We start from the raw sequence: 24,170 nt of genomic DNA on the forward strand, positions 1-24,170 counted from the left end.
GGGCCTCGCCGGTGAACTCGCGCAGGTACCAGCGCACGCCGTGCCAGGCCCGGGCCAGCGGGACGGTCACTTCTCCTCCGCCTCGGGCCGCCCGGCTCCGGCGCCGACGAGCCGCCGGTGCTCGGCGACGGCCTCGCGCTCCTCCGCGGTCGGGAAGAAGCCGGCCGGTTCGACCAGCGTCGAGGGCACGTGCGGCTCCTCCGTCGTCGGCAGCCGGCCGCCGGCGCGCAGCGCGCGGGAGATGACCACGGCCGCGTCCACCACGACGACGAGCACCAGCACCGCGAACGTCGCCTGCAGGATCCCGTTGAGCGTGGAGTTGAAGACGATCTGGTCCATCTGCCCGCGGTCGGTCGCCGGGGCGAGCAGCTCCCCGGCGGCGCGGGCGTCGGCGTAGCGGGCGCGCTGCGCGAAGTACCCGACGGCGGGGTCGCCGGAGAAGACCTTCTGCCAGCTCGCCGTCATCGTGACCACGAGGTCCCACACCAGCGGGACCGCCGTCACCCAGGCGTAGCGCAGCTTCCCGTGCTTGATCAGCAACACCGTGACCAGCGTCAGCGCGATCGCCGCGAGCAGCTGGTTGGCGATGCCGAACAGCGGGAAGAGCTGGTTCACCCCGCCCAGCGGGTCGGTGACGCCCACGTAGAGCACATAGCCCCAGAGCCCGACGACGACGGCGCTGGCCATCACGTTGCCCGGCCGCCAGGAGAGGTCGCCGAACTTCTTCCAGACGTTGCCGATCGTGTCCTGCAGCATGAACCGCCCGACGCGGGTGCCGGCGTCGACGGCGGTGAGGATGAACAGCGCCTCGAACATGATCGCGAAGTGGTACCAGAACGCCTGCAGGTTGCCGCCGAACGCGTTGTGGAAGATGTCGGAGATCCCGACGGCCAGGGTCGGCGCGCCGCCGGTGCGCGAGATCAGGCTCGGTTCCTGCACCGCCGCGGCGGCGGCCGCGAGGTCGTCGGCGGAGGTGTCGAAGCCCAGCCCGCCGATGAACGCCGCCGCCGAGCCCGGGTCGCCACCGGTGGCGCCGGCCGGGGCGTTCATCGCGAAGTAGAGCCCCTGGTCGATCACGCATGCGGCGATGAGCGCGCTGATCGCGACGAAGGACTCCATGAGCATCCCGCCGTAGCCGATCAGCCGGACCTGGTTCTCCTTGGCCACCATCTTCGGGGTCGTCCCGGACGAGATGAGCGCGTGGAACCCCGACAGCGCGCCGCAGGCGATGGTGATGAAGACGAACGGGAACAGCGAGCCGGCGAACACCGGCCCGGTGCCCTCGCGGGCGAAGTCGGTGACCGCCTCGGCCTGCAGCACCGGCCGCGCGATGAGCAGCCCGATCGCCAGCAGCACGATGACGCCGACCTTCATGAAGGTCGACAGGTAGTCGCGCGGGGTGAGCAGCATCCAGACCGGCAGCACCGAGGCGACGAAGCCGTAGACCACCAGCGCGAGCACCAGCCACTCGCGGGAGAGGGTGAGGGCGTCGCCGAGGCCGGTGTCGTCGATCCAGCCGCCGCCGATGATCGCCAGCAGCAGCAGGGCGACGCCGATGCCGGTGGCCTCCAGCACCCGCCCGGGCCGCAGCACCCGCAGGTAGAAGCCCATGAACAGCGCGATCGGGATGGTCAGCGCGATGGAGAAGACGCCCCACGGCGACTCGGCCAGCGCGTTGACCACGATCAGCGCGAGCACCGCCAGGATGATGATCATGATCGCGAAGACGGCGATCAGCGCGGCGATCCCGCCGACGACGCCGATCTCCTCGCGCACCATCTGGCCCAGGCTCTTGCCGTTGCGCCGCATGGAGAAGAACAGCACCGTCAGGTCCTGCACGGCCCCGGCGAAGATGACGCCGACGATGATCCAGATCGTGCCGGGCAGGTAGCCCATCTGCGCGGCCAGCACCGGCCCCACCAGCGGGCCCGCCCCGGCGATCGCGGCGAAGTGGTGGCCGAACAGGACGCGACGGTCGGTGACGTCGAAGTCGACGCCGTTCTCCAGCCGCTCGGCGGGGGTGGCGCGGGTGTCGTCGGCCTCCAGCACCCGCCGGACGATGAACCGCGCGTAGAAGCGGTAGGCGATGGCGTAGGAGGACAGCGCCGCGAACAGGATCCACAGCGCCGAGATGGTCTCGCCGCGGGCCAGCGCCAGCACCGCCCAGCAGACGGCGCCGACCGCGGCGACCAGCGCCCAGATGCCGACCTGTGCCGGGGACATCCGCCGGCCGGCCGGGGGTGCGGGGGAGCGGCCGCTCGACGAGCTCCCCGCGGTGACAGTTCCGGACATGACGTCCTCCGTCCCGACACCGGCTCCGCTGCCGGCCCCCGTCGGTTACGCGTCCGAGCATAAGGACGCCGAGGGGTTCCGGCTGGCTGGAACCGGGGGCTCCGGAGGGCGGGCGCGGCCGGTCGGGCCCTAGGGTGCGGACCGTGTCCGACTGCCTGTTCTGCCGCATGGTCGCCGGGGAGATCCCCGCCGACGTCGTCCACTCGACCGACCGCGTGCTGGCCTTCCGGGACATCAACCCGCAGGCGCCCACGCACGTGCTGGTGATCCCCAAGGAGCACCACCGCAACTTCGGTGCCCTCGCGGCGGCCGACCCCGCGCTGCTGGGGGAGGTGGCGAACGCCGCGCACGCCGTCGCCGTCCAGGAGGGGCTGGTCGCCGACGGCGGCAACGAGCCCGGCTACCGCGTCGTCACCAACACCGGGCCGCAGGCCGGGCAGTCGGTCGACCACCTCCACCTGCACGTCCTCGGCGGCCGCGGCCTCGGGTGGCCCCCCGGCTGACGCCGGCGGGTGACAGGGTGGGGGCGTGACCGAGCAGACCGCCGCCCCCGTCCGCATCGAGCGGGACGGCGACGTCGCCGTCGTCGTCCTCGACAACCCGCCGCTGAACCTGTTCACCCCGGCGGTGTTCCAGGCGCTGGACGCCGTGGTGACCCAGCTGGTCGCGCTCACCGACCCGCAGCGCACCGACCGGGCGCGGGCCGTGCTGTTCGAGGCGCGCGGCAAGGTCGTCTCCGGCGGCGTCGACGTCACCTTCTTCCGCGACATCGCCGAGGGGCCGGATCCCGCCGGCCGGGGCGGCGAGCTGTGGGCCCAGCTGCTGCGGGTGGCGCAGACCGTGGAGGACCTGCCGGTGCCCACGGTGTTCGCCGCGCACGGGCTCACGCTGACGGCCGCCTTCGAGCTCTCCCTGGCCTGCGACATCCTGCTGGCCGCCGAGAAGGCGTCGTTCGGGCTGGTGGAGATCGTCGTCGGGCTCACCCCGTCGATGGGCGGCCCGCAGCGGCTGGCCGAGCGGGCCGGCGCGGCCCGGGCCCGCGAGCTGGTGTTCACCGGCGAGCGCTACCCGGCCGCCGTCCTCGAGCGGTGGAACGTGGTCAACCGGGTGCTGCCGGACGACGGCTTCGCCGCGGCCGCCCGCGCCTACGCCCACCAGGTCGCTGCGGGGCCGACGCTCGCGCACGCCGCGACGAAGCGGCTGGTCGCCACCTCGGTCCGGGACGGTGCCCGGGCCGCCGACGCGCTGGTCCCGGAGGTGTCGGGCGCGCTGTTCGCCACCGAGGACCTGCGCGGTGCGGTGCGCTCCTTCCTCACCGACGGGCCCGGCAAGGCGACGTACTCCGGGCGCTGACCCCATCGGGCGATCGGCGCTTCGCGGTGCCGCGCGCGGGTAGCATCGAACGGTCCGCCACTCCCCAGCCAGGAAGGCAGGGTCGAGGGTTCTTGCCCGACACCTCCCCGAACGTCCCCGTCGAGGGTGCTCCCACGTCCCGTGAGGCATCGGCCCAGGCCGCTGCCGTGGACGACACCGCCACCGCCGCCCACCCGGCGCCGGTCCGCGCCACGATCGCCGTCCCCGAGTCGGTCTCGATGGTCGCCCTGCTCGGCTCCGCCGACGAGCTGCTGCGCCTGGTCGAGGCGGAGGTCGAGGCCGACGTGCACGTGCGCGGCAACGAGATCACCGTGACCGGGCAGCCGGCCGACAACGCCTTCGCCGTCCGCGTCTTCGACGAGCTGCTGGCGCTGCTCGGCACCGGTCAGCAGCTGCGCCCGGACTCCGTGCGCCGCGTCATCGCCATGCTCCGGGGCGGTGGGTCCGAGCGGCCGGCCGAGGTGCTCAGCCTCGACATCATCAGCCGCCGCGGGCGCACGATCCGGCCCAAGACGCTGAACCAGAAGCGCTACGTCGACGCGATCGACGAGCACACCATCGTCTTCGGCATCGGCCCGGCCGGTACCGGCAAGACCTACCTCGCGATGGCCAAGGCGGTGCAGGCGCTCCAGACCAAGCAGGTCAACCGGATCATCCTGACCCGCCCCGCGGTCGAGGCCGGCGAGCGGCTGGGCTACCTGCCCGGCACGCTGAGCGAGAAGATCGACCCCTACCTGCGGCCGCTCTACGACGCGCTGCACGACATGGTCGACCCGGAGTCGATCCCGCGGCTCATGGCCTCGGGCACGATCGAGGTCGCGCCGCTGGCCTACATGCGCGGCCGCACGCTCAACGACGCGTTCGTGATCCTCGACGAGGCGCAGAACACCACCGCCGAGCAGATGAAGATGTTCCTGACCCGGCTCGGGTTCGGCTCGAAGATCGTCGTCACCGGCGACGTCACGCAGGTGGACCTGCCCGGGGGCGCGCAGAGCGGCCTGAAGATCGTCCGCGAGATCCTCGACGGGGTCGAGGACGTGCACTTCGCCACGCTGACCAGCACCGACGTCGTCCGGCACCGGCTGGTCGGCGACATCGTCGACGCCTACGAGCGCTTCGACGCCGCCCGCCAGCCCACCACGACCCGACCGGCCGCCAGCGCGCCGGCACGACCGACCCGGCCGCGCCGGCAGGGGAGCTGAACCCGATGCCCGTCGAGGTGTCCAACGAGTCCGAGATCGCCGTCGACGAGGCGGAGCTGGCCGGCATCTGCCGCTTCGTGCTCGGCGAGATGGACGTCAACCCGATGGCCGAGCTCTCGGTCCTCTGCGTCGACGTCGAGTACATGAGCAGCCTGCACGAGCGCTGGATGGGGGAGAAGGGCCCGACCGACGTCCTCGCCTTCCCCATGGACGAGCTCGACACCGCCCGCCCGGACGACCCCGATCCGGGTCCCGCGCTGCTCGGCGACGTCGTGCTGTGCCCCGCCGTCGCCGTCCGCCAGGCCCGCGCCGCCGGCCACACGATGGACGACGAGCTGGTGCTGCTGGCCACGCACGGCGTGCTGCACCTGCTCGGCTACGACCACATGGAGCCGGACGAGGAGAAGGAGATGTTCGGCCTCCAGTCGCAGCTCATCGAGGCCTGGCGCTCGGCGTCGCGGGAGCCCGTGACGGGCGAGGCGGTCGACAAGGGGCAGAACCCCCGATGAGCTCGGGTGCGGTCGTCCTCCTGGTGATCGCGGTCTGCCTGGTCCCGCTCGCGGGCCTGTTCGGAGCCATGGACGCCGCCCTGCAGCGGGTGTCCAAGGCTCGGGTCGAGGAGCTCCGGCGCGAAGGTGCCAAGCGCGCCGTCGCGCTCGAGGAGGTCGTCGGCGAGCGCGCCCGCCACGTGTCGCTGCTGCTCCTGCTGCGCATCGCCTGCGAGATGGTCGCCGCGGTGCTGGGCACCGTCCTGCTCTACGACGCCTGGGGCGGCGGCTGGCGCACCGTGCTGACCGCGGCCGGGATCATGACCGTCGTCAGCTACGTGCTGATCGGCGTCGGCCCGCGCACCCTGGGCCGCCAGCACGCCTACTCCGTGGCGCTGGCCAGCGCCGGCGTCGTCCGCTTCCTGGGCCGCGTGCTCGGGCCGGTCGCCACCCTGCTCATCCTGGTCGGCAACATGATCACGCCCGGACGCGGCTTCCGCGACGGCCCGTTCTCCTCCGAGGTGGAGCTGCGCGAGCTGGTCGACATGGCCGAGGAGCGCGGCGTCGTGGAGTCCGGCGAGCGCAACATGATCCACTCGGTGTTCGAGCTCGGCGACACGATCGCCCGCGAGGTCATGGTGCCGCGCACCGACGTCGTCTGGATCGAGCGCGGCAAGACCGTCCGCCAGGCCCTCGCGCTGGCCCTGCGCAGCGGGTTCAGCCGCATCCCGGTCATCGGCGAGAACGTCGACGACGTGGTGGGCGTGGTCTACCTCAAGGACCTCGTCCGCCGGTCGCAGAACGCCGGCGACGGCCGCGGGCCCAGGGTCGAGGAGCTGATGCGCACCCCGGCGTTCGTGCCGGAGTCCAAGCCGGTCGACGAGCTGCTGCGCGACATGCAGGCCCGGCGCATCCACATCGCGATCGTGGTCGACGAGTACGGCGGCTTCGCCGGGCTGGTCACCATCGAGGACATCCTCGAGGAGATCGTCGGCGAGATCGCCGATGAGCACGACGCCGTCCAGCGCCCGCCGGTCGAGGAGCTGGCCGACGGCTCCATGCGGGTCACCGCCCGCCTGCCCGTGGAGGACCTCGCCGCGCTGTTCGGCGTCGAGCTGCCCGAGGACGACGACGTCGAGACCGTCGGCGGCCTGCTCGCCCGCGAGCTGGGCCTGGTGCCCATCGAGGGCGCCTCGGCCGAGATCGGCGGGCTGCGGCTGGTCGCCGAGAGCAGCGGCGGCCGGCGCAACCGGATCGACACGATGCTGGTCTGCCGGGTCGAGCCGCCGGAGGACGACGAGGAGACCGACAGCCGCGGCCGGGCCGCCACCCGCGACCAGGAGCCGGCCGTCGGCGTGGAAGGCTGATCCGGTGCCCGACCTGCAGCCCGAGGACGCCAAGCTCGTCACCCTCGCCCGCTCCGCGCGCGCCCGCACCGGTGCGGCGGAGGGAGCCGCGGTCCGTGACACCGACGGCCGCACCTACGTCGCCGCGGGCGTCGCGCTGCCCTCGCTGAAGCTGTCGGCGCTGCAGGCCGCGGTCGCCGCCGCCGTCTCCAGCGGCGTCGAGGGGCTCGAGGCCGCGGCGATCGTCTCCGAAGCCGACGCGGTCGAGCAGGAGGGGCTCGCCGCCGTCCGCGACCTCACGCCGTCGGCGCCGGTGCACCTCGCCGGCCCCGACGGCACCCTGCGCACCACCGCCTGACCGGGCCGGCCGCTGGTGTCAGCCGTCGGTGGGAGACTGTCCGGGTGAGCACACCCGAGCAGACGCCGCACCGCAGCGGCTTCGTCGCCCTGGTGGGCCGCCCGAACGCCGGCAAGACCACCCTGACCAACGCGCTGGTCGGCGAGAAGGTCGGCATCGTCAGCAACCGCCCGCAGACCACCCGGCACGCCATCCGCGGCGTGGTGCACCGGCCCGAGGGCCAGATCGTGCTGGTCGACACCCCGGGCCTGCACAAGCCGAAGAGCCTGCTGGGCAAGCGGCTCAACGACGTCGTCCGGGACACGCTCTCCGACGTCGACGTGGTGGTGTTCTGCGTCCCGGCCGACCAGCCCGTGGGCACCGGCGACAAGTTCATCGCCCGCCAGCTGCGCGAGATCAAGGCCCCGATCGTCGTGGTGGTGACCAAGACCGACGCGACCGGCAAGAAGCAGGTCGCCGAGCAGCTGATCGCCGCCAGCCAGCTGGTCGAGGCGGCCGAGATCGTGCCGATCAGCGCGGTGAAGGGCGACCAGGTCGACCTGCTGGAGCAGCTGCTCATCGGCCTGCTGCCGGAGGGCCCGCCGCTGTACCCGGAAGAGCAGACCACCGACGAGGACGTCGAGCGCCAGCTCGCCGAGCTGGTCCGCGAGGCGGCGCTGGAGAAGGTGTTCCAGGAGGTGCCGCACTCGCTGGCGGTCACCATCGAGGAGATGACCCGCCGGCCCGACCCCAAGCAGGCCGGCCGCGACCTGGTCGAGGTGCACGCCCTGCTGCACTGCGAGCGGGCCAGCCAGAAGCCGATGCTGCTGGGCAAGGGCGGGTCGATCATCAAGGCGATCGGCAGCGAGGCGCGCGTGGGCATGGAGACGCTGCTCGACGCCCGCGTCCACCTCGCCCTGCACGTCACCGTGCTCGGCGAGTGGCAGGACGACCCGAAGAAGCTCAACCGGCTGGGCTACTGATGAGCGCGCACACCCCGAAGGCCCTGTACCGGGACGAGGGCATCGTGCTGCGCACCCAGAAGCTGGGCGAGGCCGACCGGATCGTCACGGTCCTCACCCGCCGCACCGGCAAGGTGCGCGCCGTCGCCAAGGGGGTGCGCCGCACGAAGAGCAAGTTCGGTGCCCGGCTCGAGCCGTTCACCCACGTCGACCTGCAGCTCTACACCGGCCGGAACCTCGACATCGTGAGCCAGGTCGAGTCGATCCGCTCCTACGGCCAGGAGGTCGTCACCGACTACCCGGCGTACACCGCCGGCACCGCGGTGCTGGAGACCGCCGACCGGCTCACCGCCGAGGAGAAGGAGCCCGCGCTGCGGATGTTCCTGCTCGTCGTCGGTGCGCTGCGGACGCTGGGCGAGCGCACCCACTCACCCGGCCTGGTGCTGGACGCGTTTCCTGCTGCGCGCGATGTCGGTGGCCGGCTGGGAGCCCGCGCTGGGCGACTGCGCCCGCTGCGGTGAGGTCGGCCCGCACCGGCACTTCTCCGTCCCGGCCGGCGGCACGGTGTGCCCGGCGTGCCGGCCCACCGGCTCGGCGATGCCGAGCCCGGTCACCCTCGAGCTCATGGAGGCCCTCCTGACCGGCGACTGGGCGCGCGCGGATGCCAGCCAGGGCATCAACCGCCGCGAGAGCAGCGGCCTGGTCGCCGCGATGCTGCAGTGGCACCTCGAGCGCGGGCTGCGCTCGCTGCCGCTGGTCGACCGGTCCGACGCCCGCCCCGCGGTGGTGCAGCCGGCCGCGCCGATCGTCGTCGGGACCGGCGCGTGACGCGCGCCGTCCGGCCGCCGAACCCGCACCCCTCCGGCGCGCGCCCGCCGCAGCTGCCCGCCGACAAGGTGCCCGGCCACGTCGCGATCGTCATGGACGGCAACGGCCGCTGGGCCAAGCAGCGCGGGCTGCCCCGCACCGCCGGGCACGAGGCGGGGGAGTCCTCGCTGTTCGACTGCGTCGAGGGCGCCATCGAGCTCGGCGTGACCGCGATCAGCGCCTACGCGTTCTCCACCGAGAACTGGCGGCGCAGCCCCGACGAGGTGCGCTTCCTCATGGGGTTCAACCGCGACGTCATCCGCCGGCGCCGCGACGAGATGCACGAGCTCGGGGTGCGGGTGCGCTGGGCGGGTCGTCGTCCCCGGTTGTGGCGTTCGGTGATCAAGGAGCTGGAGATCGCCGAGGAGCTCACGAAGGACAACGACGTCCTCACCCTCACCATGTGCGTCAACTACGGCGGCCGGGCCGAGATCGCCGACGCCGCCGCGGCCATCGGCCGCGAGGTCGCCGCCGGCCGGCTGAACCCGGACAAGATCGACGAGAAGACGATCGCCCGGTTCCTCGACGAGCCGGACATGCCCGACGTCGACCTGTTCGTGCGCAGCTCCGGGGAGAACCGCACCAGCAACTTCCTGCTGTGGCAGTCGGCCTACGCGGAGATGGTCTTCCTGGACACGCTGTGGCCCGACTTCGACCGCCGGCACCTGTGGGCCGCCTGCGAGGAGTACGCCTCCCGCCAGCGCCGCTTCGGCTCCGCCTAGGACTCCGTCGCCGGCCGGCCGGCGACGCCGCTGGCGAGCAGTCGCTCCACCGTCTGGTCGTCGTAGCCGAACTCCGCCAGGACGGCGGCGGTGTGCTCGCCGAGGTCGGGGACCGCGCCCATCGCCAGCTCCACGTCGGTGAACGTCATCGGCGGCAGGATGGCGCGCACCGGCCCGACCGGAGTGTCCACCTCGCGCCACCGGTCCCGGGCGCTGAGCTGGGGGTGGTCGATCAGGCCCTGCAGCTCGTTGATCTGCGCCGCGGGCACGCCGGCCTCCGCGAGGCGGGCGTCGAGGTCGGCGGTCGACCACTGCTGGGTCTCGGTGGAGACCACCGCGTCGCACTCCTCGCGGTGGGCCACCCGCAGCACGTTCGTGCGCAGCCGCGGGTGGTCGGCGAGGTCCGGGCGGTCGAACACCTTGGTCACGAGGTCCTGCCACCCCCGGTCGTTCTGCACCCCGATCAGGATCTGCCCGTCCTTGGTCGGGTAGGCGTCGTAGGGCGCGATCGCGGCGTGGCTCAGGCCCATCCGCGGCACCTGCCGGTCGGCGTACATCTGCATGTACATCTGGTGGCCCAGCCACTCGGCTGTCGCGTCGAACATCGACACCTCGACGGTGGCGCCCTCGCCGGTGCGCTCCCGCCGGAACAGCGCGGCCAGCACCGACTGGGACGCGTACAGGCCGGCGGCGATGTCGGAGGTCGGGATGCCGGTCTTGGTGGCGGTCTCGGGAGTGCCGGTCACGGACACCAGTCCGGTCTCGGCCTGGATGAGCATGTCGTAGGCCTTGCGGTCCCGCCGCGGTCCGTCGGTGCCGTAGCCGGACATGTTGACGACGACGAGCCGCGGGTCCGCCGCCCGCAGCGCCTCGCCGTCCAGGCCCAGCCGGGCCGCCGCGCCGGGCGCGAGGTTCTGCAGGAAGACGTCGGCCCGGGAGACGAGGGCGCGCACCGCGGCCACGCCGTCGGGGGACTTCAGGTCCAGCGCCACCGACTCCTTGCCCAGGTTGAGCCACACGAAGTGCGACGCCATCCCGCGCACCGCGCCGTCGTAGTGGCGGGCGAAGTCGCCCTCGCCGACGCGCTCGACCTTGATGACCCGGGCGCCCAGGTCAGCGAGGTGCCGGGTGGCGATCGGGGCGGCCACCGCCTGCTCCAGCGCCACCACGGTGATCCCGGTGAGCGGCAGGGACGGGTCTGTGGCGGCGGTCATAGGCGCACAACATAGTGTCCCGGCCATGAGCTCCCTGACAGCCGACGAGCAGGACATGGTCGCCCTGGTCGCGCAGTTCGTCGACGAGCGGGTCGCCCCCCGCGTGCGCGAGTTCGAGTCGGTCGACCAGTACCCGGAGGAGTTCATCGAGGAGATGAAGGAGCTCGGCTTCTTCGGTCTCCTCGGCCCCGTGGAGCACGGCGGCTCCGACGTCAGCGCCGCGTGCTTCGCCCGCGTCACCGAGGAGCTGGCCCGCGGCTGGATGAGCCTGGCCGGCGCCATCGGCGGGCACTCGGTCATCACCTACCTGATCCGGACCTTCGGCACCGAGGACCAGCAGCAGCGCTACCTGCCGGCGATGGCCGAGGGGCGCATCCGCGCGACCATGGCGCTCACCGAGCCCTCGGGCGGCAGCGACCTGCAGGGCATGCGCACCCACGCCGTCGCCGACGGCGACGACCTGGTCATCTCCGGCTCGAAGACCTGGATCTCCAACGCCCAGCACTCCGGCCTCATCGGCCTGCTCTGCAAGACCGACCGCACCGCCCAGCCGGCACACGCGGGGATGAGCGTGGTGCTGGTCGAGCCGGGCGAGGGCCTGACCGTGTCGGGCAAGATCCCCAAGCTCGGCTACCGCGGAGTGGAGGCCTGCGAGCTCTCCTTCGACGCGATGCGGGTGCCCGCCTCCGCCGTCCTCGGGGGCGAGCCCGGCCACGGCTGGCGGCACATGATGCGCGGGCTCGAGGTCGGCCGGATCCAGGTCGCCGCCCGAGCGGTCGGCGTCGCCCAGGCCGCGCTCACCGCGGCGCTGCGCTACGCCCAGGACCGGGAGACCTTCGGCAAGCCGATCTGGCAGCACCAGTCGGTCGGCAACCTGCTCGCCGACATGGCGACGAAGACCCGGGCCGCCCGCCTGATGACCCTCGACGCCGCCGCCGTGCTCGACAGCGGCAGGCGCGCCGACCTCGAGGCCGGCATGGCCAAGCTGTTCGCCTCCGAGACCGCCATGCAGGTAGCCCTCGACGCCATGCGCGTGCACGGCGGCTACGGCTTCTCCCGTGAGTACGACGTCGAGCGCTACTTCCGCGACGCCCCGCTGATGATCCTCGGCGAGGGCACCAACGAGGTGCAGCGCAACGTCATCGCCGCCCAGCTCGTCGCCCGTGACCGCAACCGAGAAGGAATCTGACCCATGCAGCTCAACGGACTCGTCACCGCCGTCACCGGCGGCGCCTCGGGCCTCGGCCTGGCCACCGCCCAGCGCCTGGTCGCCGCCGGCGGCCGGGTCACCATCATCGACCTGCCGAGCTCGGCCGGTGAGCAGGTCGCGGCCGACCTCGGCGACGCCGCCCGCTTCGCCCCGGCCGACGTCACCGACGCCGACCAGTTCGCGGCGGCCCTCGACGCGGCCGGCGAGGACGGCCCGCTGCGCGGGCTCGTGCACTGCGCCGGTGCCGGCCGCCGGCTGCGCGTCCTGGACAAGGACGGCGAGCCCGGCTCGCTCGAGGACTTCGAGTGGGTGATGAAGCTCAACGTCACCGGTTCCTTCAACGCCCTGCGGCTGGGGGCGGCGCGCATGGCCCGCACCGAGCCCGTCGACGGCGAGCGCGGCGCGATCGTGCTCACCGCCTCGGTGGCCGCCTACGAGGCGCCAGATCGGTCAGCTGCCCTACACCGCGTCCAAGGCCGCCATCGTCGGCATGACCCTCAACGCCGCCCGCGACCTGGCGAGCAAGGCGATCCGGGTCTGCACCATCGCGCCCGGGATCATGGACACCCCGCTGCTGGCGCGGCTGCGCGAGGACGTGCGGGCCTCCCTGGAGGCCTCGGTGCCGAACCCGGCGCGGCTGGGCCACACCTCGGAGTTCGCCCAGCTGGCCGGCCAGATCCTGGAGAACGGCTACCTCAACGGCGAGACGATCCGCCTCGACGGCGCCATCCGGATGGCACCGCGCTGATCGGCGGGACGGCAGGGGACGTCGGCATGTTCGCGGTGACCCGCCTGCGGGCGACCGGGGCGGACGCCGACGCCCTGGTGGCCGCGGTCGGTCCGCTGCTCGAGGCGCTCGGCGCGCAACCCGGCTTCCGGGGCGGGGACTTCGGGCGCGCGGCCGACGACCCCGCCCTGTTCGCCCTGGTGACCCGCTGGGACGGCGTCGGCGCCTACCGGCGCGGGCTGTCGGCCGCCGCGGTCAAGATCGCCGGGGCGCCGGTGTGGGTGCACGCCGTCGACGAGCCGGGTGCGTACGTCCCGTGACGGGGATCGACGCCCTGCTGGCCGCCAGCCGCGCGGGCGTGCACCGCCCCGGCCCCGCCGAGGTCGTCGCGGCGCAGGCCCGCGGGGCGCTGGTCGTGGACACCCGCACCGAGGCCCAGCGCCGCCGGCAGGGCGAGCTGCCCGGCGCGCTGGTCATCGACCGCACCGTCCTCGAGTGGCGGTTGGACCCGACGAGCGACGCGAGGATCCCCGAGGCGACCGGCTGGGACGTCGAGGTGGTCGTCGTCTGCCGGCAGGGCTACAGCTCCAGCCTGGCCGCGGCCTCGCTGCGCGCGATCGGCCTGCACCGCGCCACCGACCTCGCCGGCGGGGTCGAGGCGTGGCTGGCCGCCGGGCTGCCGGTGACCTGCGGCCCGGCCGACGTGCGGGAGTGACGCGGCGGTCCCACGCCCGGCGCCGGTCAGCGCCTACGGTCGGCCCGTGGTCAGCCGCACCCGCACCGCCCGGTACGCCCGCCGGCGCAAGCGCCGGATGGACGCCGTCGAGCACGACCTGAGCCCGGAGCAGTGGAGCGCGCTGCAGGCGGCCTGGGGCGGCTGCGCGTACTGCCGTGCCACCGGGGTCCCGCTGCAGCGGGACTGCGTGCTGCCGATCTCCCGCGGCGGCCGCTACACGCTGGACAACATCGCGCCGGCCTGCGGCTCGTGCAACGCCAGCAAGTGCAACGACGAGGTGACCGGCTGGCTGCGCCGGAAGAAGCTGGACGAGCGCGCCTTCCTGGTGCGGCACGCCGAGATCAGGATGGCGCTGACCCCGCAGTCCGCGGGGGAGCCGGCGGCGGTGGTCACCGACTGACGACGCCGCGGACGGGGGAACTACCGTGGGCAGGTCAACCGCCGACCGCCAGCCGGATGGAGCCTCTCGCCGTGAGCGACAGCACCGCCAAGCACGACCCCGCCCGCCTCGACAAGGTCGTGAACCTCTGCAAGCGACGGGGCTTCGTCTTCCCGTCGGGGGAGATCTACGGCGGTACCCGCTCCGCCTGGGACTACGGTCCGCTGGGCGTCGAGCTCAAGGAGAACATCAAGAAGCAGTGGTGGCGCACCGTCGTCCAGAGCCGGGACGACATCGTCGGCCTGGACTCCTCGGTGATCCTGCCGCGCCAGACCTGGATCGCCTCCGGTCACGTCGGCGTCTTCACCGACCCCCTGACCGAGTGCCAGAGCTGCCACAAGCGCTTCCGGGCCGACCACCTCGAAGAGGGCTACGAGGAGAAGAAGGGCCGGGCGCCGGAGAACGGCCTGGCCGACATCTCCTGCCCGAACTGCGGCACGAAGGGCGCGTGGACCGAGCCGCGCGACTTCAACATGATGCTCAAGACCTACCTCGGCCCGGTCGAGGACGAGTCCGGCCTGCACTACCTCCGGCCGGAGACCGCCCAGGGCATCTTCGTGAACTTCGCCAACGTCATGGGCGCCGCGCGCAAGAAGCCGCCGTTCGGCATCGGCCAGATCGGCAAGTCCTTCCGCAACGAGATCACCCCCGGCAACTTCATCTTCCGCACCCGCGAGTTCGAGCAGATGGAGATGGAGTTCTTCGTCGAGCCGGGCACCGACGAGGAGTGGCACCAGTACTGGATCGACCAGCGCACCGCCTGGTACACCGACCTCGGCATCGACCGCGACAACCTCCGCCACTACGAGCACGCGAAGGAGAAGCTGTCGCACTACTCGAAGCGCACCGTCGACATCGAGTACCGCTTCGGCTTCCAGGGCTCCGAGTGGGGCGAGCTCGAGGGCATCGCCAACCGCACCGACTTCGACCTGAAGACGCACACCGAGCACTCGGGCACCGACCTGTCGTACTTCGACCAGGCCTCGAACACCCGGTGGACGCCGTACGTCATCGAGCCCGCGGCCGGCCTGACCCGCTCGCTGATGGCGTTCCTCATCGAGGCGTACACCGAGGACGAGGCGCCCAACGCCAAGGGCGGTGTGGACACCCGTACGGTGCTCAAGCTCGACCCGCGGCTGGCGCCGGTGAAGGCCGCCGTCCTCCCGCTGTCGCGCAACGCCGACCTCTCGCCCAAGGCGAAGGACCTGGCCACCGCGCTGCGCCGCAACTGGAACGTCGACTTCGACGACGCCGGCGCGATCGGCCGCCGGTACCGCCGGCAGGACGAGGTCGGGACGCCGTTCTGCATCACGGTGGACTTCGACACCCTCGAGGACCAGGCCGTGACCATCCGCGAGCGCGACTCGATGAACCAGGAGCGCGTCGCGCTGGACCAGGTCGAGTCCTACCTGGGCGCGCGGCTCGTCGGCTGCTGATTCGTCAGCGTCGGCGGTGGAGGTCGCGCAGCAGGGCGATCTCCGCGCCGTGGTGGATGACCTCCCGGTTGATGTGCAGGACCAGCGTTGCCATCGGTGCCTCGGCGTAGGGCCCCTCGGCCGGGCCGCACGGCCGGCGCATCCCCTCCTCGTCCAGTCCCCGCACTCCGGCGCTCCACGCCGCGTACCCGGCATCCAGCTGGAGGAGCGCGGTCGCGGCGTCGCCGGGGAAGGCATGACTGTCGTAGTCCACCGGCGACCCGCCGAAGTGCGATGCGACCCGCATGCCCAGCACGCCGACGACGACGTCCCCCAGACGCCAGGCGATCGTCGTCACCGGGGCCGGGTCGGGTTCGGGGAACTCGAAGTCGATGGTGAACGGCCCCTGACCGGCGGTGATCGGTGCCGACGACGTCCCGCGTGGGCGGACGCTCCACATCCCGCCGACCGGCTCCCACAGGTACTCGTCGTCGGTCAGCCCCTCGAGCCGGGGGCGCAGCTGGTTGCGCCAGTGCCAGTCCAGCTGCTCGGCGATCTCGTGCGGCCAGCCGAGCCGGCCCGGGGCCCTCTCGTCCATGCCCGCGAGACTAGGGCCGATCCGATCAGGCGGGCTTGCGCCAGACCAGCAGGTAGCGCCAGAACAGCAGCTGCCGCACGCGGACGCCGGGCAGCACCGCCGCCGCCTGCGCCCGGACCTCGCGGGTGCTCAGCGTCGCGTCCTGGATCGGCATCGCGCCGTGGCTGTCCTCGTGGCGGAACAGCTCCGCCCCGGTGAGCGGGCGGGCGGCGGCGAACGCCAGCCCGAGCCCGTGGTGGCCGAGGGACGACGCCACCTGCAGCGGCAGCTCGCGGGGCAGCTCGGCGCGGGGCAGCGCGACCGCGGTCAGCACGCCACCGGGCCGGAGCCAGCCGGCCATGCGCGGCAGCGCCTCGGCCAGCGGCAGGTGGTGCAGCACCGCGACGCTGACGACGGCGTCGTACGTCTCGGGCGGGACGTCGACGGTGAGCGCGTCGGCCACCCGGAGCGACAGGTTCGCCGGCGCGTCCTTCCGCGCCTCGGCGATCATCTCCGGCGACAGGTCGAAGCCGTCGACCTGCGGCACCGTCGCCGCGAGCCGGCGGGCGAGCGTGCCCGAGCCGCAGCCGACGTCGAGCACCCGCCGCGCGCCCGCGGGGACCTGCCGCTGGAGCAGGGAGTGGTACCAGCTGTTGTGGCTCCAGTCGGTCAGCACCCGGGCAGGCTGGCAGACGGTGACCCGGGTGTCACGCACCGCGCCGCCTACCCTGGAGACGTGACCGCCACGCTCGAGCCGACGACGGCGCTCCCGCCGCTGCGGCTCGGGGCGCTGACGGTCGACCCCGCGGTGGTGCTCGCGCCGATGGCCGGCATCACCAACCCCGCCTTCCGCACGCTGTGCCGCGAGTTCGGCGCCGGGCTCTACGTGTGCGAGATGATCACCACGCGGGCGCTGGTGGAGCGCAACGACAAGACGCTGCGGATGATCCGCGCGACCGCCGACGAGAAGGACGCCTTCTCCGTCCAGCTGTACGGGGTGGACCCGGCGACCGTCGGCCGCGCCGTCGAGATGCTGGTCGACGAGGGCGTCGCCGGCACCCGTCCGGCGCACATCGACCTCAACTTCGGCTGCCCGGTGCCCAAGGTGACCCGCAAGGGCGGTGGCTCGGCGCTGCCCTGGCACCGCGTCCTGCTGCGCGACATCGTGCGCGCGGCCGTCCGGGCGGCCGGTGACGTCCCGGTCACCATCAAGACCCGCATCGGCATCGATGCCGACCACGTCACCTACCTCGACGCCGGCCGGATCGCCCAGGACGAGGGCGCCGCCGCGGTCACCCTGCACGGCCGCACCGCCGACCAGCTCTACAGCGGCACCGCCGACTGGGCGCCGATCGCGCGGCTGGTCGAGGCCGTCGACATCCCGGTGCTGGGCAACGGCGACATCTGGGAGGCCGACGACGCCCTGCGCATGGTCGCCGAGACCGGCTGCGCGGGCGTGGTCATCGGGCGGGGCTGCCTGGGCCGGCCGTGGCTGTTCGGCGACCTCGCCGCCGCCTTCGCGGGGGAGACCCGGCGCGCGCTGCCGACGATGCGCGAGGTCGGGGCGATCATGCACCGGCACGCCACCCTGCTCGCCGCCGAGCACGGGGAACGCCACGGCTGCAGCGACTTCCGCAAGCACGTCGCCTGGTACCTCAAGGGCTTCTCGGTCGGGTCCGACGTCCGGCGCGCGCTGGCGATGGTCAGCGGTCTCGACGAGCTGGCCGAGCTGCTGGCCCGCATCCCCGACCAGCCCTATCCCACCGCCGTCCTCGGGGCTCCCCGGGGCCGGACCACCCCGCCCCGGCCGGTCGCCCTCCCCGAGGGCTGGCTGCTCGACCGGGACGACCCGAGGCCGCCGTCCGGCGCCGAACTGGAAGTGAGCGGCGGATGAGCACGCCTTTCGAGCCATGAGCACGGGACCGTTCCTCTACGACGAGGGCCCGGCGCCGCTGCACACCGGCGTCCCGCAGCGCTCGGGGAAGCTCCTCGTGCTGATCATGGGCGGCACCGTGCTGGTGGCGCTGCTCGTCGTCGTCCTGGCCTACCTCATCCGGGGGTCGGGCAGCGACCAGGCGACGGAGGTCAGCGGTGTCTTCCTGACCGCGCTCGCCGCCGGCGACACCGAGACCGCGCACGCGCTGCTCTGCGAGGAGGAGCGCGCCCGGCTCGAGCCCACCGAGGTGGCCGACGCGTACCTGGGCCAGGGGGAGCCCGAGCTCGGTGAGGTGCGCCGGGACGGCGACGCCCGCGTCGTGCCGGTGCGCTGGTCCGGCGGCGGCTCGGCCGAGCTGACCGTCATCGGCCAGGACGGCCTGCGCATCTGCGGCGTCGGCTGACCCGGCCGCGCGCGCTCCGGTGCGGCACGATCGCCTCCAGGCGGTAGCCGGCCGACGAGCGCGGAGGTGCGGACGATGTCCAGCGGGGACACCTGGGTCTACGACTTCAGCCAGGGCAGCAAGGAGCAGAAGGACCTGCTCGGCGGCAAGGGCGCCAACCTCGCCGAGATGACCACCCTGGGGCTGCCCGTCCCGCCGGGCTTCACGATCACCACCGACGCCTGCCGGTACTACCTCGAGCACGGGACGACGCCCGACGAGCTCGGCGCGCAGGTCGGCGAGCACCTGGCCGCGCTCGAGCAGGCCATGGGCCGGACGCTGGGCGACCCGGCCGACCCGCTGCTGGTGTCGGTCCGCTCCGGGGCGGCGGCGTCCATGCCCGGGATGATGGAGACCGTCCTCAACGTCGGCCTGACCGACGAGTCGGTGCGCGGGCTGGCCGAGCAGGCCGGCAGCGAGCGGTTCGCCTGGGACTCCTACCGCCGGCTGATCCAGATGTTCGGCAAGACCGTGCTGGGCATCGACGGCGAGCTGTTCGACGAGGCGTTCGACGCGGTGAAGGCCGAGCAGGGCACGGAGTCCGACCTCGACCTGGACGCCGAGCACCTGCGCGACGTCGTCGACCGGTTCAAGGCGATCGTGCGCGAGCACACCGGGCGCGACTTCCCGCAGGACCCGCGCGAGCAGATGGACCTGGCGATCACCGCCGTCTTCGACTCCTGGAACTCCGACCGCGCGGTCATCTACCGCCGGCGCGAGCGCATCCCCAGCGACGCCGGCACCGCCGTCAACGTGTGCGCGATGGTGTTCGGCAACCTCGGCATGGACTCCGGCACCGGCGTCGCCTTCACCCGCGACCCGGGCAGCGGCGCGCAGGGCGTGTACGGCGACTACCTGCAGAACGCGCAGGGGGAGGACGTCGTCGCCGGCATCCGCAACACCGTGCCGCTGGTCGACCTGCAGGAGATCGACCGGCCCGCCTACGACGAGCTCATGGGGATCATGGGCCGGCTCGAGCAGCACTACCGCGACCTGTGCGACATCGAGTTCACCGTCGAGCGCACCAAGCTGTGGATGCTGCAGACCCGGGTCGGCAAGCGCACCGCGGCGGCGGCGTTCGTCATCGCCGCCCAGCTGGTCGACGAGGGGCTCATCGACCTGGACGAGGCCGTCCGCCGGGTGACCGGTGACCAGCTGGCCCAGCTCATGTTCCCGCGGTTCGTCTCCGGCGGGGACGCCACGCAGCTCACCCAGGGCATGAACGCCTCGCCGGGCGCCGCCGTCGGCAGGGCGGTGTTCTCGTCGGAGACGGCGGTCGAGTGGACCGGCCGCGGGGAGAAGGTCGTGCTGGTCCGCCGCGAGACCAACCCCGACGACCTCGCCGGGATGATCGCCGCCGAGGGCGTGCTGACCAGCCGGGGCGGCAAGACCTCGCACGCGGCCGTCGTCGCGCGCGGCATGGGCAAGACCTGCGTCTGCGGCGCCGAGGAGCTCGACGTCGACACCAAGGCGCGCCGGTTCACCGCGCCCGGCGGCGCCGTCGTCGAGGAGGGCGACGTCGTCTCCATCGACGGGTCGACCGGCCGGGTGTGGCTGGGGGAGGTGCCGGTCGAGCCGTCGTCCGTCGTCCGCTACTTCGAGGGCGAGCTGGACCCCGGCGCCGACGACGCCGACGAGCTGGTGCGGGCCGTGCACCGGATCCTGGCGCACGCCGACGAGGTGCGGCGGCTGGACGTCCGGACCAACGCCGACACCGCCGAGGACGCCGAGCGCGCCCGCCGGTTCGGCGCTCGCGGCATCGGGCTGTGCCGGACCGAGCACATGTTCCTCGGCGACCGGCGGCGGCACGTGGAGAAGCTGATCCTCGCCGAGGACGACGCCGACCGGCAGGCCGCGCTGGACGCCCTGGAGCCGCTGCAGAGGCAGGACTTCCTGGAGATCTTCGAGGCGATGGACGGGCTCCCGGTCACCGTCCGGCTGCTCGACCCGCCGCTGCACGAGTTCCTGCCCGACCTCACCGAGCTCTCCGTGCGGGTCGCGGTGGCCGAGGCGGAGGGCCACCACGACGAGGGGCAGCTCCGGCTGCTCGCCGCGGTGCGCCGCATGCACGAGGAGAACCCGATGCTCGGCCTGCGCGGGGTCCGGCTGGGCCTGGTGGTGCCCGGCCTGTTCGCGATGCAGGTGCGGGCGATCGCCGAGGCGGCCTGCGAGCGGAAGAGGGCCGGCGGCGACCCGCGACCGGAGATCATGATCCCGCTGGTCGGCGCCGTCCAGGAGCTGGAGGCGATCCGCGAGGAGGCGCGGGCGGTGCTCGCGCAGGTCTTCGAGGAGCAGGGCTGCGAGGTCGACGGCCTGCTGGGCACGATGATCGAGGTGCCGCGCGCCGCGCTCACGGCCGGCCAGATCGCGGGCTCGGCCGAGTTCTTCTCCTTCGGCACGAACGACCTCACCCAGATGACGTGGGGGTTCTCGCGGGACGACGTCGAGGCGGCGTTCTTCCACGCCTACCTGGACAAGGGGATCTTCGGCGTCTCGCCGTTCGAGTCCCTGGACCGGGACGGGGTGGGGGAGCTGGTCCGGATCGCGGTGGAGGCCGGGCGCGCCGCGCGGCCCGACCTCAAGCTCGGCGTCTGCGGCGAGCACGGCGGGGACCCCGACTCGGTGCACTTCTTCCACGAGGTCGGGCTGGACTACGTGTCCTGCTCGCCGTTCCGGGTGCCGGTCGCCCGGCTGGAGGCGGCTCGCGCCGCGCTGGGCGGGGACCTGGCGGGCGGCTGATCCGCTGCCGCCCTAGCGTGCTCGCCGTGCGCATCGTCTCCCTGCTGCCCTCGGCGACCGAGATCGTCTATGCCCTCGGGCTGGGCGACCAGCTCGTCGGCGTCACCTTCGAGTGCGACGAGCCGGCCGCGGCCCGGCAGGAGAAGTCCGTCGTCGTGGGCGGGCTGGACACCGCAGGCCTGGGCCCCGCGGAGATCGACGCGGCGGTGCGCGCCCGGGTGGCGGCGGGGGAGGACCCCTACACGCTGCACGCCGGCGCCCTCGCCGCACTCGATCCCGACGTCGTGCTGACCCAGGACCTGTGCCGGGTCTGCGCGCTGCCCGCCGGCCGGGTCGACGAGGCGGTCGCGCACCTCGGCTGCCGGGCCGACGTCGTGACTCTCGACCCGCACACGCTGGAGGACGTCCTCGCCACGATCGGCACCGTCGGCGAGCGGGCCGGGGTGCCGGCTCGGGCCGACGAGCTGGTGACCGCGCTGCGGGCCCGGCTGGCCGCGGTCGGGGCGCGGGTGGCGGGCCGGCCGCGGCCGCGGGTCGCCGTCGTCGAGTGGGTCGACCCGCCGTTCCCGGCCGGGCACTGGGTCCCGGACCTCGTCACCGCGGCCGGCGGGGAGCCGGTGGCGTGCCGGCCGGGGCAGCGGTCGGCCCCCGTCGACTGGGCCGAGTTCGCCGCGGCGGACCCGGAGGTGGTGGTGGTCGCACCCTGCGGCTTCGGCCTGGGCGGGGCGGTCGAGCAGGCCGCGACGGTCGCCCAGCACCTGCCCGGCGTCCCGGTGTGGGCGGTCGACGGCAACGCCGTCGTCGTCCGGCCCGGACCGCGGCTGGTGGACGGCGTCGAGACGCTGGCCGCGGTGCTGCACCCCGAGCCGGGCGCCGCCCCGCCGCCGCTGGCCGTGCGGGTCGCCTGACCGCGCCCGGACGCGCCGACGCCCCGGCCCGCACGAGGCGGGCCGGGGCGCCGGCGGGGTGGGTCAGGCGTGCAGGTCGAAGCGGTCGAGCTCCATGACCTTCACGAACGCCGCGACGAAGTCCCGGACGAACAGCTCCTGGGCGTCGTCGGAGGAGTAGACCTCCACCATGCCGCGCAGGATGGAGTTCGAGTTGAACACCAGGTCGGCCGCGGTGGCGGTGCGGACGACGGTGCCGTCGGCGTCTCGGCCCTCGTAGACGTTCTCGGCCGAGGCCGAGGTGGACCACGAGATGCCCAGGTCCAGCAGGTTGCGGAAGAAGTCCTGGGACAGGACGCCCGGGCGGTCGGTGAAGACGCCGTGCTGCGTGCCGCCGGTGTTCGCGCCGAGCACGCGCAGCCCGCCGACGAGGACCGTCATCTCCTTGGCCGTCAGGTTCAGCATGTAGGCCTTCTCGACCAGCAGCGTCTCCGGGGAGATCTTGGTGGTCGGGTCGATCCAGTTGCGGAAGCCGTCGGCCCGCGTCTCCAGCCAGCGGAAGTTGTCGACGTCGGTCTGCTCCTGCGAGGCATCGGTCCGCCCCGGGTGGAACGGCACGGTGACCTGAACGCCGGCGTCCGCGGCCGCCTTCTCGACCGCGGCGGTGCCGCCGAGGACGATCAGGTCGGCCAGCGAGACCTTCGCGCCGGTCTGCTGCTCGAACTCGCCCTTGACGCGCTCGAGCACGGGCAGCACGTCGCGCACGCCCTCGTTGGCCGCCCAGTCGATCTGCGGCTGGAGGCGGATGCGGGCGCCGTTCGCGCCGCCGCGGTAGTCGGTGCTGCGGAAGGACGCGGCGGACGCCCAGGCGGTGTGCACCAGCTGCGACACGGTGAGACCGGAGGAGAGCAGCCGCTGCTTCAGGTCGGCGATCTCCGCCTCGCCCACGAGCTCGTGGTCGACGGCGGGGACCGGGTCCTGCCAGACGAGCTCCTCGGCGGGCGCGTCCGGGCCGAGGTAGCGCGACCGCGGCCCCAGGTCAGCGGTGCAGCAGCTTGAACCACGCGCGGGCGTACTGGTCGGCGAAGTACTCCGGGTCGTCCCGGAAGCGCTCGGCGTAGGCACGGAGCTCGGGGTCCATCCGCAGCGCCATGTCGGCGGTGGACATCATCGGGGGGTTCTTCTTGCCCTCGATGTGCGCGTCGGGGACGAGCTCCTGCGCCTCGGGGTTCTTCGGCTGCCACTGCTTGGCGCCCGCCGGGCTCGTGACGAGCTCCCAGTCCCAGCCGAACAGGGTGTCCCAGTAGGAGTTGTCCCACTGGGTCGGCGTGGGGGTCCAGGCGCCCTCGAGGCCGCTGGTGATGGTGTCCGCGCCCTTGCCGGTGCCCTGCGGGTTCTGCCACCCGAGGCCGTTGCCGTGCACCGGGCAGCCCTCGGGCTCGGGGCCCAGCAGCGACGGGTCGCCGTTGCCGTGCGTCTTGCCGAACGTGTGGCCACCGGCGATGAGCGCGACGGTCTCCTCGTCGGTCATGCCCATGCGGCGGAACGTCTGCTTGATGTCGTGGCCCGAGCCGATCGGGTCGGGGTTGCCCTTGGGGCCCTCGGGGTTGACGTAGATCAGGCCCATGGTGACGTTGGCCAGCGGGCCGTCGTCGAGGTTCAGCGGGTCGTCGCCGGCGTAGCGCTCGTCGCCGAGCCAGGTGTCCTCCGGACCCCAGAAGATCTCCTCGGGCTGCCAGGTGTCCTCGCGGCCGAAGGCGAAGCCGAAGGTGGGCAGGCCCATGTCGTCGTGCGCGACGTTGCCGGCGAGCACGAGCAGGTCGGCCCAGGAGAGCTTGCGGCCGTACTTCTGCTTGATCGGCAGCAGCAGGCGGCGGGCCTTGTCGAGGCTGGCGTTGTCCGGCCAGCTGTTGAGCGGGGCGAAGCGCTGGCCCCCGTTGTTGCCGCTGCCCCGGCCGTCGGCGATCCGGTAGGTGCCGGCCGCGTGCCAGGACATGCGGATGAACAGCGGGCCGTAGTGGCCCCAGTCGGCCGGCCACCAGGTCCTGCGAGGTGCGCATGAGCGTGCGCAGGTCGGCCTTGAGCGCCTCGACGTCCAGCTCGGCGAACGCCGCCCTGTAGTCGAAGTCCGCACCGAGGGGGTCGGAGTCCTTCGACGGCTTGTTCAGCACCGACAGGTCGACCTGGTTGGGCCACCAGTCGCGGTTGGTGCGGGGACGGCCGCCGGTGTGTGCCTCCGGCGAGGGGATCGCCGGGTT

At 73.3% G+C, this 24,170-nt stretch carries 25 protein-coding genes and 2 pseudogenes; 20 read left to right on the plus strand and 7 right to left on the minus strand.

Annotation, left to right across the window (positions count from 1 at the left end; translation table 11 throughout):
- Positions 1 to 7: 7 nt before the first annotated feature.
- Both JKP75_RS24375 and JKP75_RS05640 read right to left on the minus strand, forming a co-directional pair.
- Positions 8 to 70 (minus strand): annotated as a pseudogene (locus JKP75_RS24375) (hypothetical protein); the annotation flags it as partial.
- Positions 67 to 2,292, minus strand: a complete 2,226-nt coding sequence (locus JKP75_RS05640; RefSeq protein WP_242472794.1) for a carbon starvation CstA family protein — start codon at positions 2,290 to 2,292, stop codon at positions 67 to 69. The pseudogene JKP75_RS24375 and the gene JKP75_RS05640, both read right to left, overlap by 4 nt.
- A gap of 143 nt (positions 2,293 to 2,435) precedes the next feature.
- On the opposite strand from JKP75_RS05640, the gene JKP75_RS05645 reads away from it, so the two are divergent.
- The 10 genes from JKP75_RS05645 to JKP75_RS05685 all read left to right on the plus strand — a co-directional run bounded on the left by JKP75_RS05645 (position 2,436) and on the right by JKP75_RS05685 (position 9,590).
- Positions 2,436 to 2,795, plus strand: coding sequence for an HIT domain-containing protein (locus JKP75_RS05645; protein ID WP_309229546.1), 360 nt, complete (start codon positions 2,436 to 2,438; stop codon positions 2,793 to 2,795).
- A gap of 25 nt (positions 2,796 to 2,820) precedes the next feature.
- Positions 2,821 to 3,645: an enoyl-CoA hydratase/isomerase family protein gene (locus JKP75_RS05650; RefSeq protein ID WP_200492201.1), complete on the plus strand. Its 825-nt coding sequence runs from the start codon at positions 2,821 to 2,823 to the stop codon at positions 3,643 to 3,645.
- Positions 3,646 to 3,812: 167 nt separating this feature from the next.
- On the plus strand, positions 3,813 to 4,868 hold the full coding sequence (locus JKP75_RS05655; protein ID WP_375335658.1) for a PhoH family protein: 1,056 nt from the start codon (positions 3,813 to 3,815) through the stop codon (positions 4,866 to 4,868).
- A gap of 5 nt (positions 4,869 to 4,873) precedes the next feature.
- Entirely contained in the window at positions 4,874 to 5,377 is a 504-nt protein-coding gene (gene ybeY, locus JKP75_RS05660; protein ID WP_200492200.1) for an rRNA maturation RNase YbeY, read from the plus strand.
- Positions 5,374 to 6,723, plus strand: coding sequence for a hemolysin family protein (locus JKP75_RS05665; protein ID WP_200492199.1), 1,350 nt, complete (start codon positions 5,374 to 5,376; stop codon positions 6,721 to 6,723). The genes ybeY and JKP75_RS05665 overlap by 4 nt, the downstream gene beginning before the upstream one ends.
- 4 nt (positions 6,724 to 6,727) lie before the next feature.
- Positions 6,728 to 7,060, plus strand: coding sequence for a cytidine deaminase (locus JKP75_RS05670; protein WP_200492198.1), 333 nt, complete (start codon positions 6,728 to 6,730; stop codon positions 7,058 to 7,060).
- 44 nt (positions 7,061 to 7,104) lie between these two features.
- The gene (gene era / locus JKP75_RS05675; RefSeq protein ID WP_200492197.1) at positions 7,105 to 8,022 is read left to right on the plus strand and encodes a GTPase Era; all 918 of its coding nucleotides are present in this window, start codon (positions 7,105 to 7,107) and stop codon (positions 8,020 to 8,022) included.
- Positions 8,022 to 8,522 (plus strand): DNA repair protein RecO, encoded by a 501-nt coding sequence (gene recO / locus JKP75_RS22510; RefSeq protein WP_255523239.1) that lies wholly within the window; start codon positions 8,022 to 8,024, stop codon positions 8,520 to 8,522. Before era ends, recO begins: the two co-directional genes overlap by 1 nt.
- Positions 8,476 to 8,829 carry a DNA repair protein RecO C-terminal domain-containing protein gene (locus JKP75_RS23685; RefSeq protein ID WP_309229548.1) on the plus strand — a complete coding sequence of 118 codons (354 nt, stop codon included), beginning with the start codon at positions 8,476 to 8,478 and terminating at the stop codon, positions 8,827 to 8,829. Before recO ends, JKP75_RS23685 begins: the two co-directional genes overlap by 47 nt.
- Positions 8,826 to 9,590, plus strand: a complete 765-nt coding sequence (locus tag JKP75_RS05685; protein ID WP_200492196.1) for an isoprenyl transferase — start codon at positions 8,826 to 8,828, stop codon at positions 9,588 to 9,590. Before JKP75_RS23685 ends, JKP75_RS05685 begins: the two co-directional genes overlap by 4 nt.
- Here JKP75_RS05685 and JKP75_RS05690 read toward each other — a convergent pair.
- A complete protein-coding gene (locus JKP75_RS05690; protein WP_200492195.1) occupies positions 9,587 to 10,804 on the minus strand; it encodes a CaiB/BaiF CoA-transferase family protein in 1,218 nt (405 codons plus the stop codon). The genes JKP75_RS05685 and JKP75_RS05690 overlap by 4 nt on opposite strands.
- A 25-nt stretch (positions 10,805 to 10,829) precedes the next feature.
- Here JKP75_RS05690 and JKP75_RS05695 point away from each other — a divergent pair, with 25 nt between their 5' ends.
- The 6 genes and pseudogenes from JKP75_RS05695 (at position 10,830) to JKP75_RS05720 (ending at position 15,352) form a co-directional block, all read left to right on the plus strand.
- Complete coding sequence (locus tag JKP75_RS05695) at positions 10,830 to 11,993, plus strand: acyl-CoA dehydrogenase family protein (protein ID WP_200492194.1); 1,164 nt, start codon at positions 10,830 to 10,832, stop codon at positions 11,991 to 11,993.
- A gap of 3 nt (positions 11,994 to 11,996) precedes the next feature.
- Positions 11,997 to 12,395 (plus strand): annotated as a pseudogene (locus JKP75_RS22520) (SDR family NAD(P)-dependent oxidoreductase); the annotation flags it as partial.
- Positions 12,396 to 12,504: 109 nt separating this feature from the next.
- Positions 12,505 to 12,762, plus strand: a complete 258-nt coding sequence (locus JKP75_RS22525) for an SDR family oxidoreductase (RefSeq protein WP_255523287.1) — start codon at positions 12,505 to 12,507, stop codon at positions 12,760 to 12,762.
- 295 nt (positions 12,763 to 13,057) lie between these two features.
- Positions 13,058 to 13,456 carry a rhodanese-like domain-containing protein gene (locus JKP75_RS05710; protein ID WP_200492191.1) on the plus strand — a complete coding sequence of 133 codons (399 nt, stop codon included), beginning with the start codon at positions 13,058 to 13,060 and terminating at the stop codon, positions 13,454 to 13,456.
- Positions 13,457 to 13,502: 46 nt separating this feature from the next.
- On the plus strand, positions 13,503 to 13,877 hold the full coding sequence (locus JKP75_RS05715; protein WP_309229549.1) for an HNH endonuclease signature motif containing protein: 375 nt from the start codon (positions 13,503 to 13,505) through the stop codon (positions 13,875 to 13,877).
- Between the two features lie 56 nt (positions 13,878 to 13,933).
- Positions 13,934 to 15,352 (plus strand): glycine--tRNA ligase, encoded by a 1,419-nt coding sequence (locus tag JKP75_RS05720; RefSeq protein ID WP_200492190.1) that lies wholly within the window; start codon positions 13,934 to 13,936, stop codon positions 15,350 to 15,352.
- Positions 15,353 to 15,356: 4 nt separating this feature from the next.
- Here JKP75_RS05720 and JKP75_RS05725 read toward each other — a convergent pair whose 3' ends face one another.
- On the minus strand, positions 15,357 to 15,929 hold the full coding sequence (locus JKP75_RS05725; RefSeq protein WP_200492189.1) for a DinB family protein: 573 nt from the start codon (positions 15,927 to 15,929) through the stop codon (positions 15,357 to 15,359).
- Positions 15,930 to 15,954: 25 nt separating this feature from the next.
- The gene (locus JKP75_RS05730; protein WP_200492836.1) at positions 15,955 to 16,584 is read right to left on the minus strand and encodes a bifunctional 2-polyprenyl-6-hydroxyphenol methylase/3-demethylubiquinol 3-O-methyltransferase UbiG; all 630 of its coding nucleotides are present in this window, start codon (positions 16,582 to 16,584) and stop codon (positions 15,955 to 15,957) included.
- A gap of 60 nt (positions 16,585 to 16,644) precedes the next feature.
- Here JKP75_RS05730 and dusB point away from each other — a divergent pair, with 60 nt between their 5' ends.
- The 4 genes from dusB (at position 16,645) to JKP75_RS05750 (ending at position 21,933) form a co-directional block, all read left to right on the plus strand.
- Positions 16,645 to 17,802 (plus strand): tRNA dihydrouridine synthase DusB, encoded by a 1,158-nt coding sequence (dusB, locus tag JKP75_RS05735; protein WP_200492837.1) that lies wholly within the window; start codon positions 16,645 to 16,647, stop codon positions 17,800 to 17,802.
- 16 nt (positions 17,803 to 17,818) lie between these two features.
- Complete coding sequence (locus tag JKP75_RS05740; protein ID WP_200492187.1) at positions 17,819 to 18,247, plus strand: hypothetical protein; 429 nt, start codon at positions 17,819 to 17,821, stop codon at positions 18,245 to 18,247.
- A gap of 75 nt (positions 18,248 to 18,322) precedes the next feature.
- Positions 18,323 to 21,025, plus strand: a complete 2,703-nt coding sequence (gene ppdK / locus JKP75_RS05745; protein WP_200492186.1) for a pyruvate, phosphate dikinase — start codon at positions 18,323 to 18,325, stop codon at positions 21,023 to 21,025.
- 26 nt (positions 21,026 to 21,051) lie between these two features.
- Complete coding sequence (locus JKP75_RS05750; RefSeq protein WP_200492185.1) at positions 21,052 to 21,933, plus strand: ABC transporter substrate-binding protein; 882 nt, start codon at positions 21,052 to 21,054, stop codon at positions 21,931 to 21,933.
- Between the two features lie 63 nt (positions 21,934 to 21,996).
- Here JKP75_RS05750 and JKP75_RS20635 read toward each other — a convergent pair whose 3' ends face one another.
- Together JKP75_RS20635 and JKP75_RS20640 are read right to left on the minus strand one after the other, a co-directional pair.
- A complete protein-coding gene (locus tag JKP75_RS20635) occupies positions 21,997 to 22,860 on the minus strand; it encodes a peroxidase family protein (protein WP_375539226.1) in 864 nt (287 codons plus the stop codon).
- Between the two features lie 91 nt (positions 22,861 to 22,951).
- On the minus strand, positions 22,952 to 23,908 hold the full coding sequence (locus JKP75_RS20640) for a peroxidase family protein (protein ID WP_242472797.1): 957 nt from the start codon (positions 23,906 to 23,908) through the stop codon (positions 22,952 to 22,954).
- Between the last annotated feature and the right edge of the window lie 262 nt (positions 23,909 to 24,170).

It is taken from the genome of Blastococcus sp. TML/M2B (genome assembly GCF_016612865.1).
GTDB lineage: Bacteria > Actinomycetota > Actinomycetes > Mycobacteriales > Geodermatophilaceae > Blastococcus.

What these genes read in the sequence shown, in the direction of transcription:
- JKP75_RS05640 (WP_242472794.1), bottom strand. Translation starts at nt 2,292, where the DNA reads ATGTCCGGAACTGTCACCGCGGGGAGCTCGTCGAGCGGCCGCTCCCCC.
- ybeY (WP_200492200.1), top strand. Translation starts at nt 4,874, where the DNA reads ATGCCCGTCGAGGTGTCCAACGAGTCCGAGATCGCCGTCGACGAGGCG.
- JKP75_RS05665 (WP_200492199.1), top strand. Translation starts at nt 5,374, where the DNA reads ATGAGCTCGGGTGCGGTCGTCCTCCTGGTGATCGCGGTCTGCCTGGTC.
- recO (WP_255523239.1), top strand. Translation starts at nt 8,022, where the DNA reads ATGAGCGCGCACACCCCGAAGGCCCTGTACCGGGACGAGGGCATCGTG.
- JKP75_RS05690 (WP_200492195.1), bottom strand. Translation starts at nt 10,804, where the DNA reads ATGACCGCCGCCACAGACCCGTCCCTGCCGCTCACCGGGATCACCGTG.
- JKP75_RS05695 (WP_200492194.1), top strand. Translation starts at nt 10,830, where the DNA reads ATGAGCTCCCTGACAGCCGACGAGCAGGACATGGTCGCCCTGGTCGCG.
- JKP75_RS22525 (WP_255523287.1), top strand. Translation starts at nt 12,505, where the DNA reads ATGACCCTCAACGCCGCCCGCGACCTGGCGAGCAAGGCGATCCGGGTC.
- JKP75_RS05720 (WP_200492190.1), top strand. Translation starts at nt 13,934, where the DNA reads ATGGAGCCTCTCGCCGTGAGCGACAGCACCGCCAAGCACGACCCCGCC.
- JKP75_RS05725 (WP_200492189.1), bottom strand. Translation starts at nt 15,929, where the DNA reads ATGGACGAGAGGGCCCCGGGCCGGCTCGGCTGGCCGCACGAGATCGCC.
- JKP75_RS05740 (WP_200492187.1), top strand. Translation starts at nt 17,819, where the DNA reads ATGAGCACGGGACCGTTCCTCTACGACGAGGGCCCGGCGCCGCTGCAC.
- ppdK (WP_200492186.1), top strand. Translation starts at nt 18,323, where the DNA reads ATGTCCAGCGGGGACACCTGGGTCTACGACTTCAGCCAGGGCAGCAAG.
- JKP75_RS20640 (WP_242472797.1), bottom strand. Translation starts at nt 23,908, where the DNA reads ATGTCCTGGCACGCGGCCGGCACCTACCGGATCGCCGACGGCCGGGGC.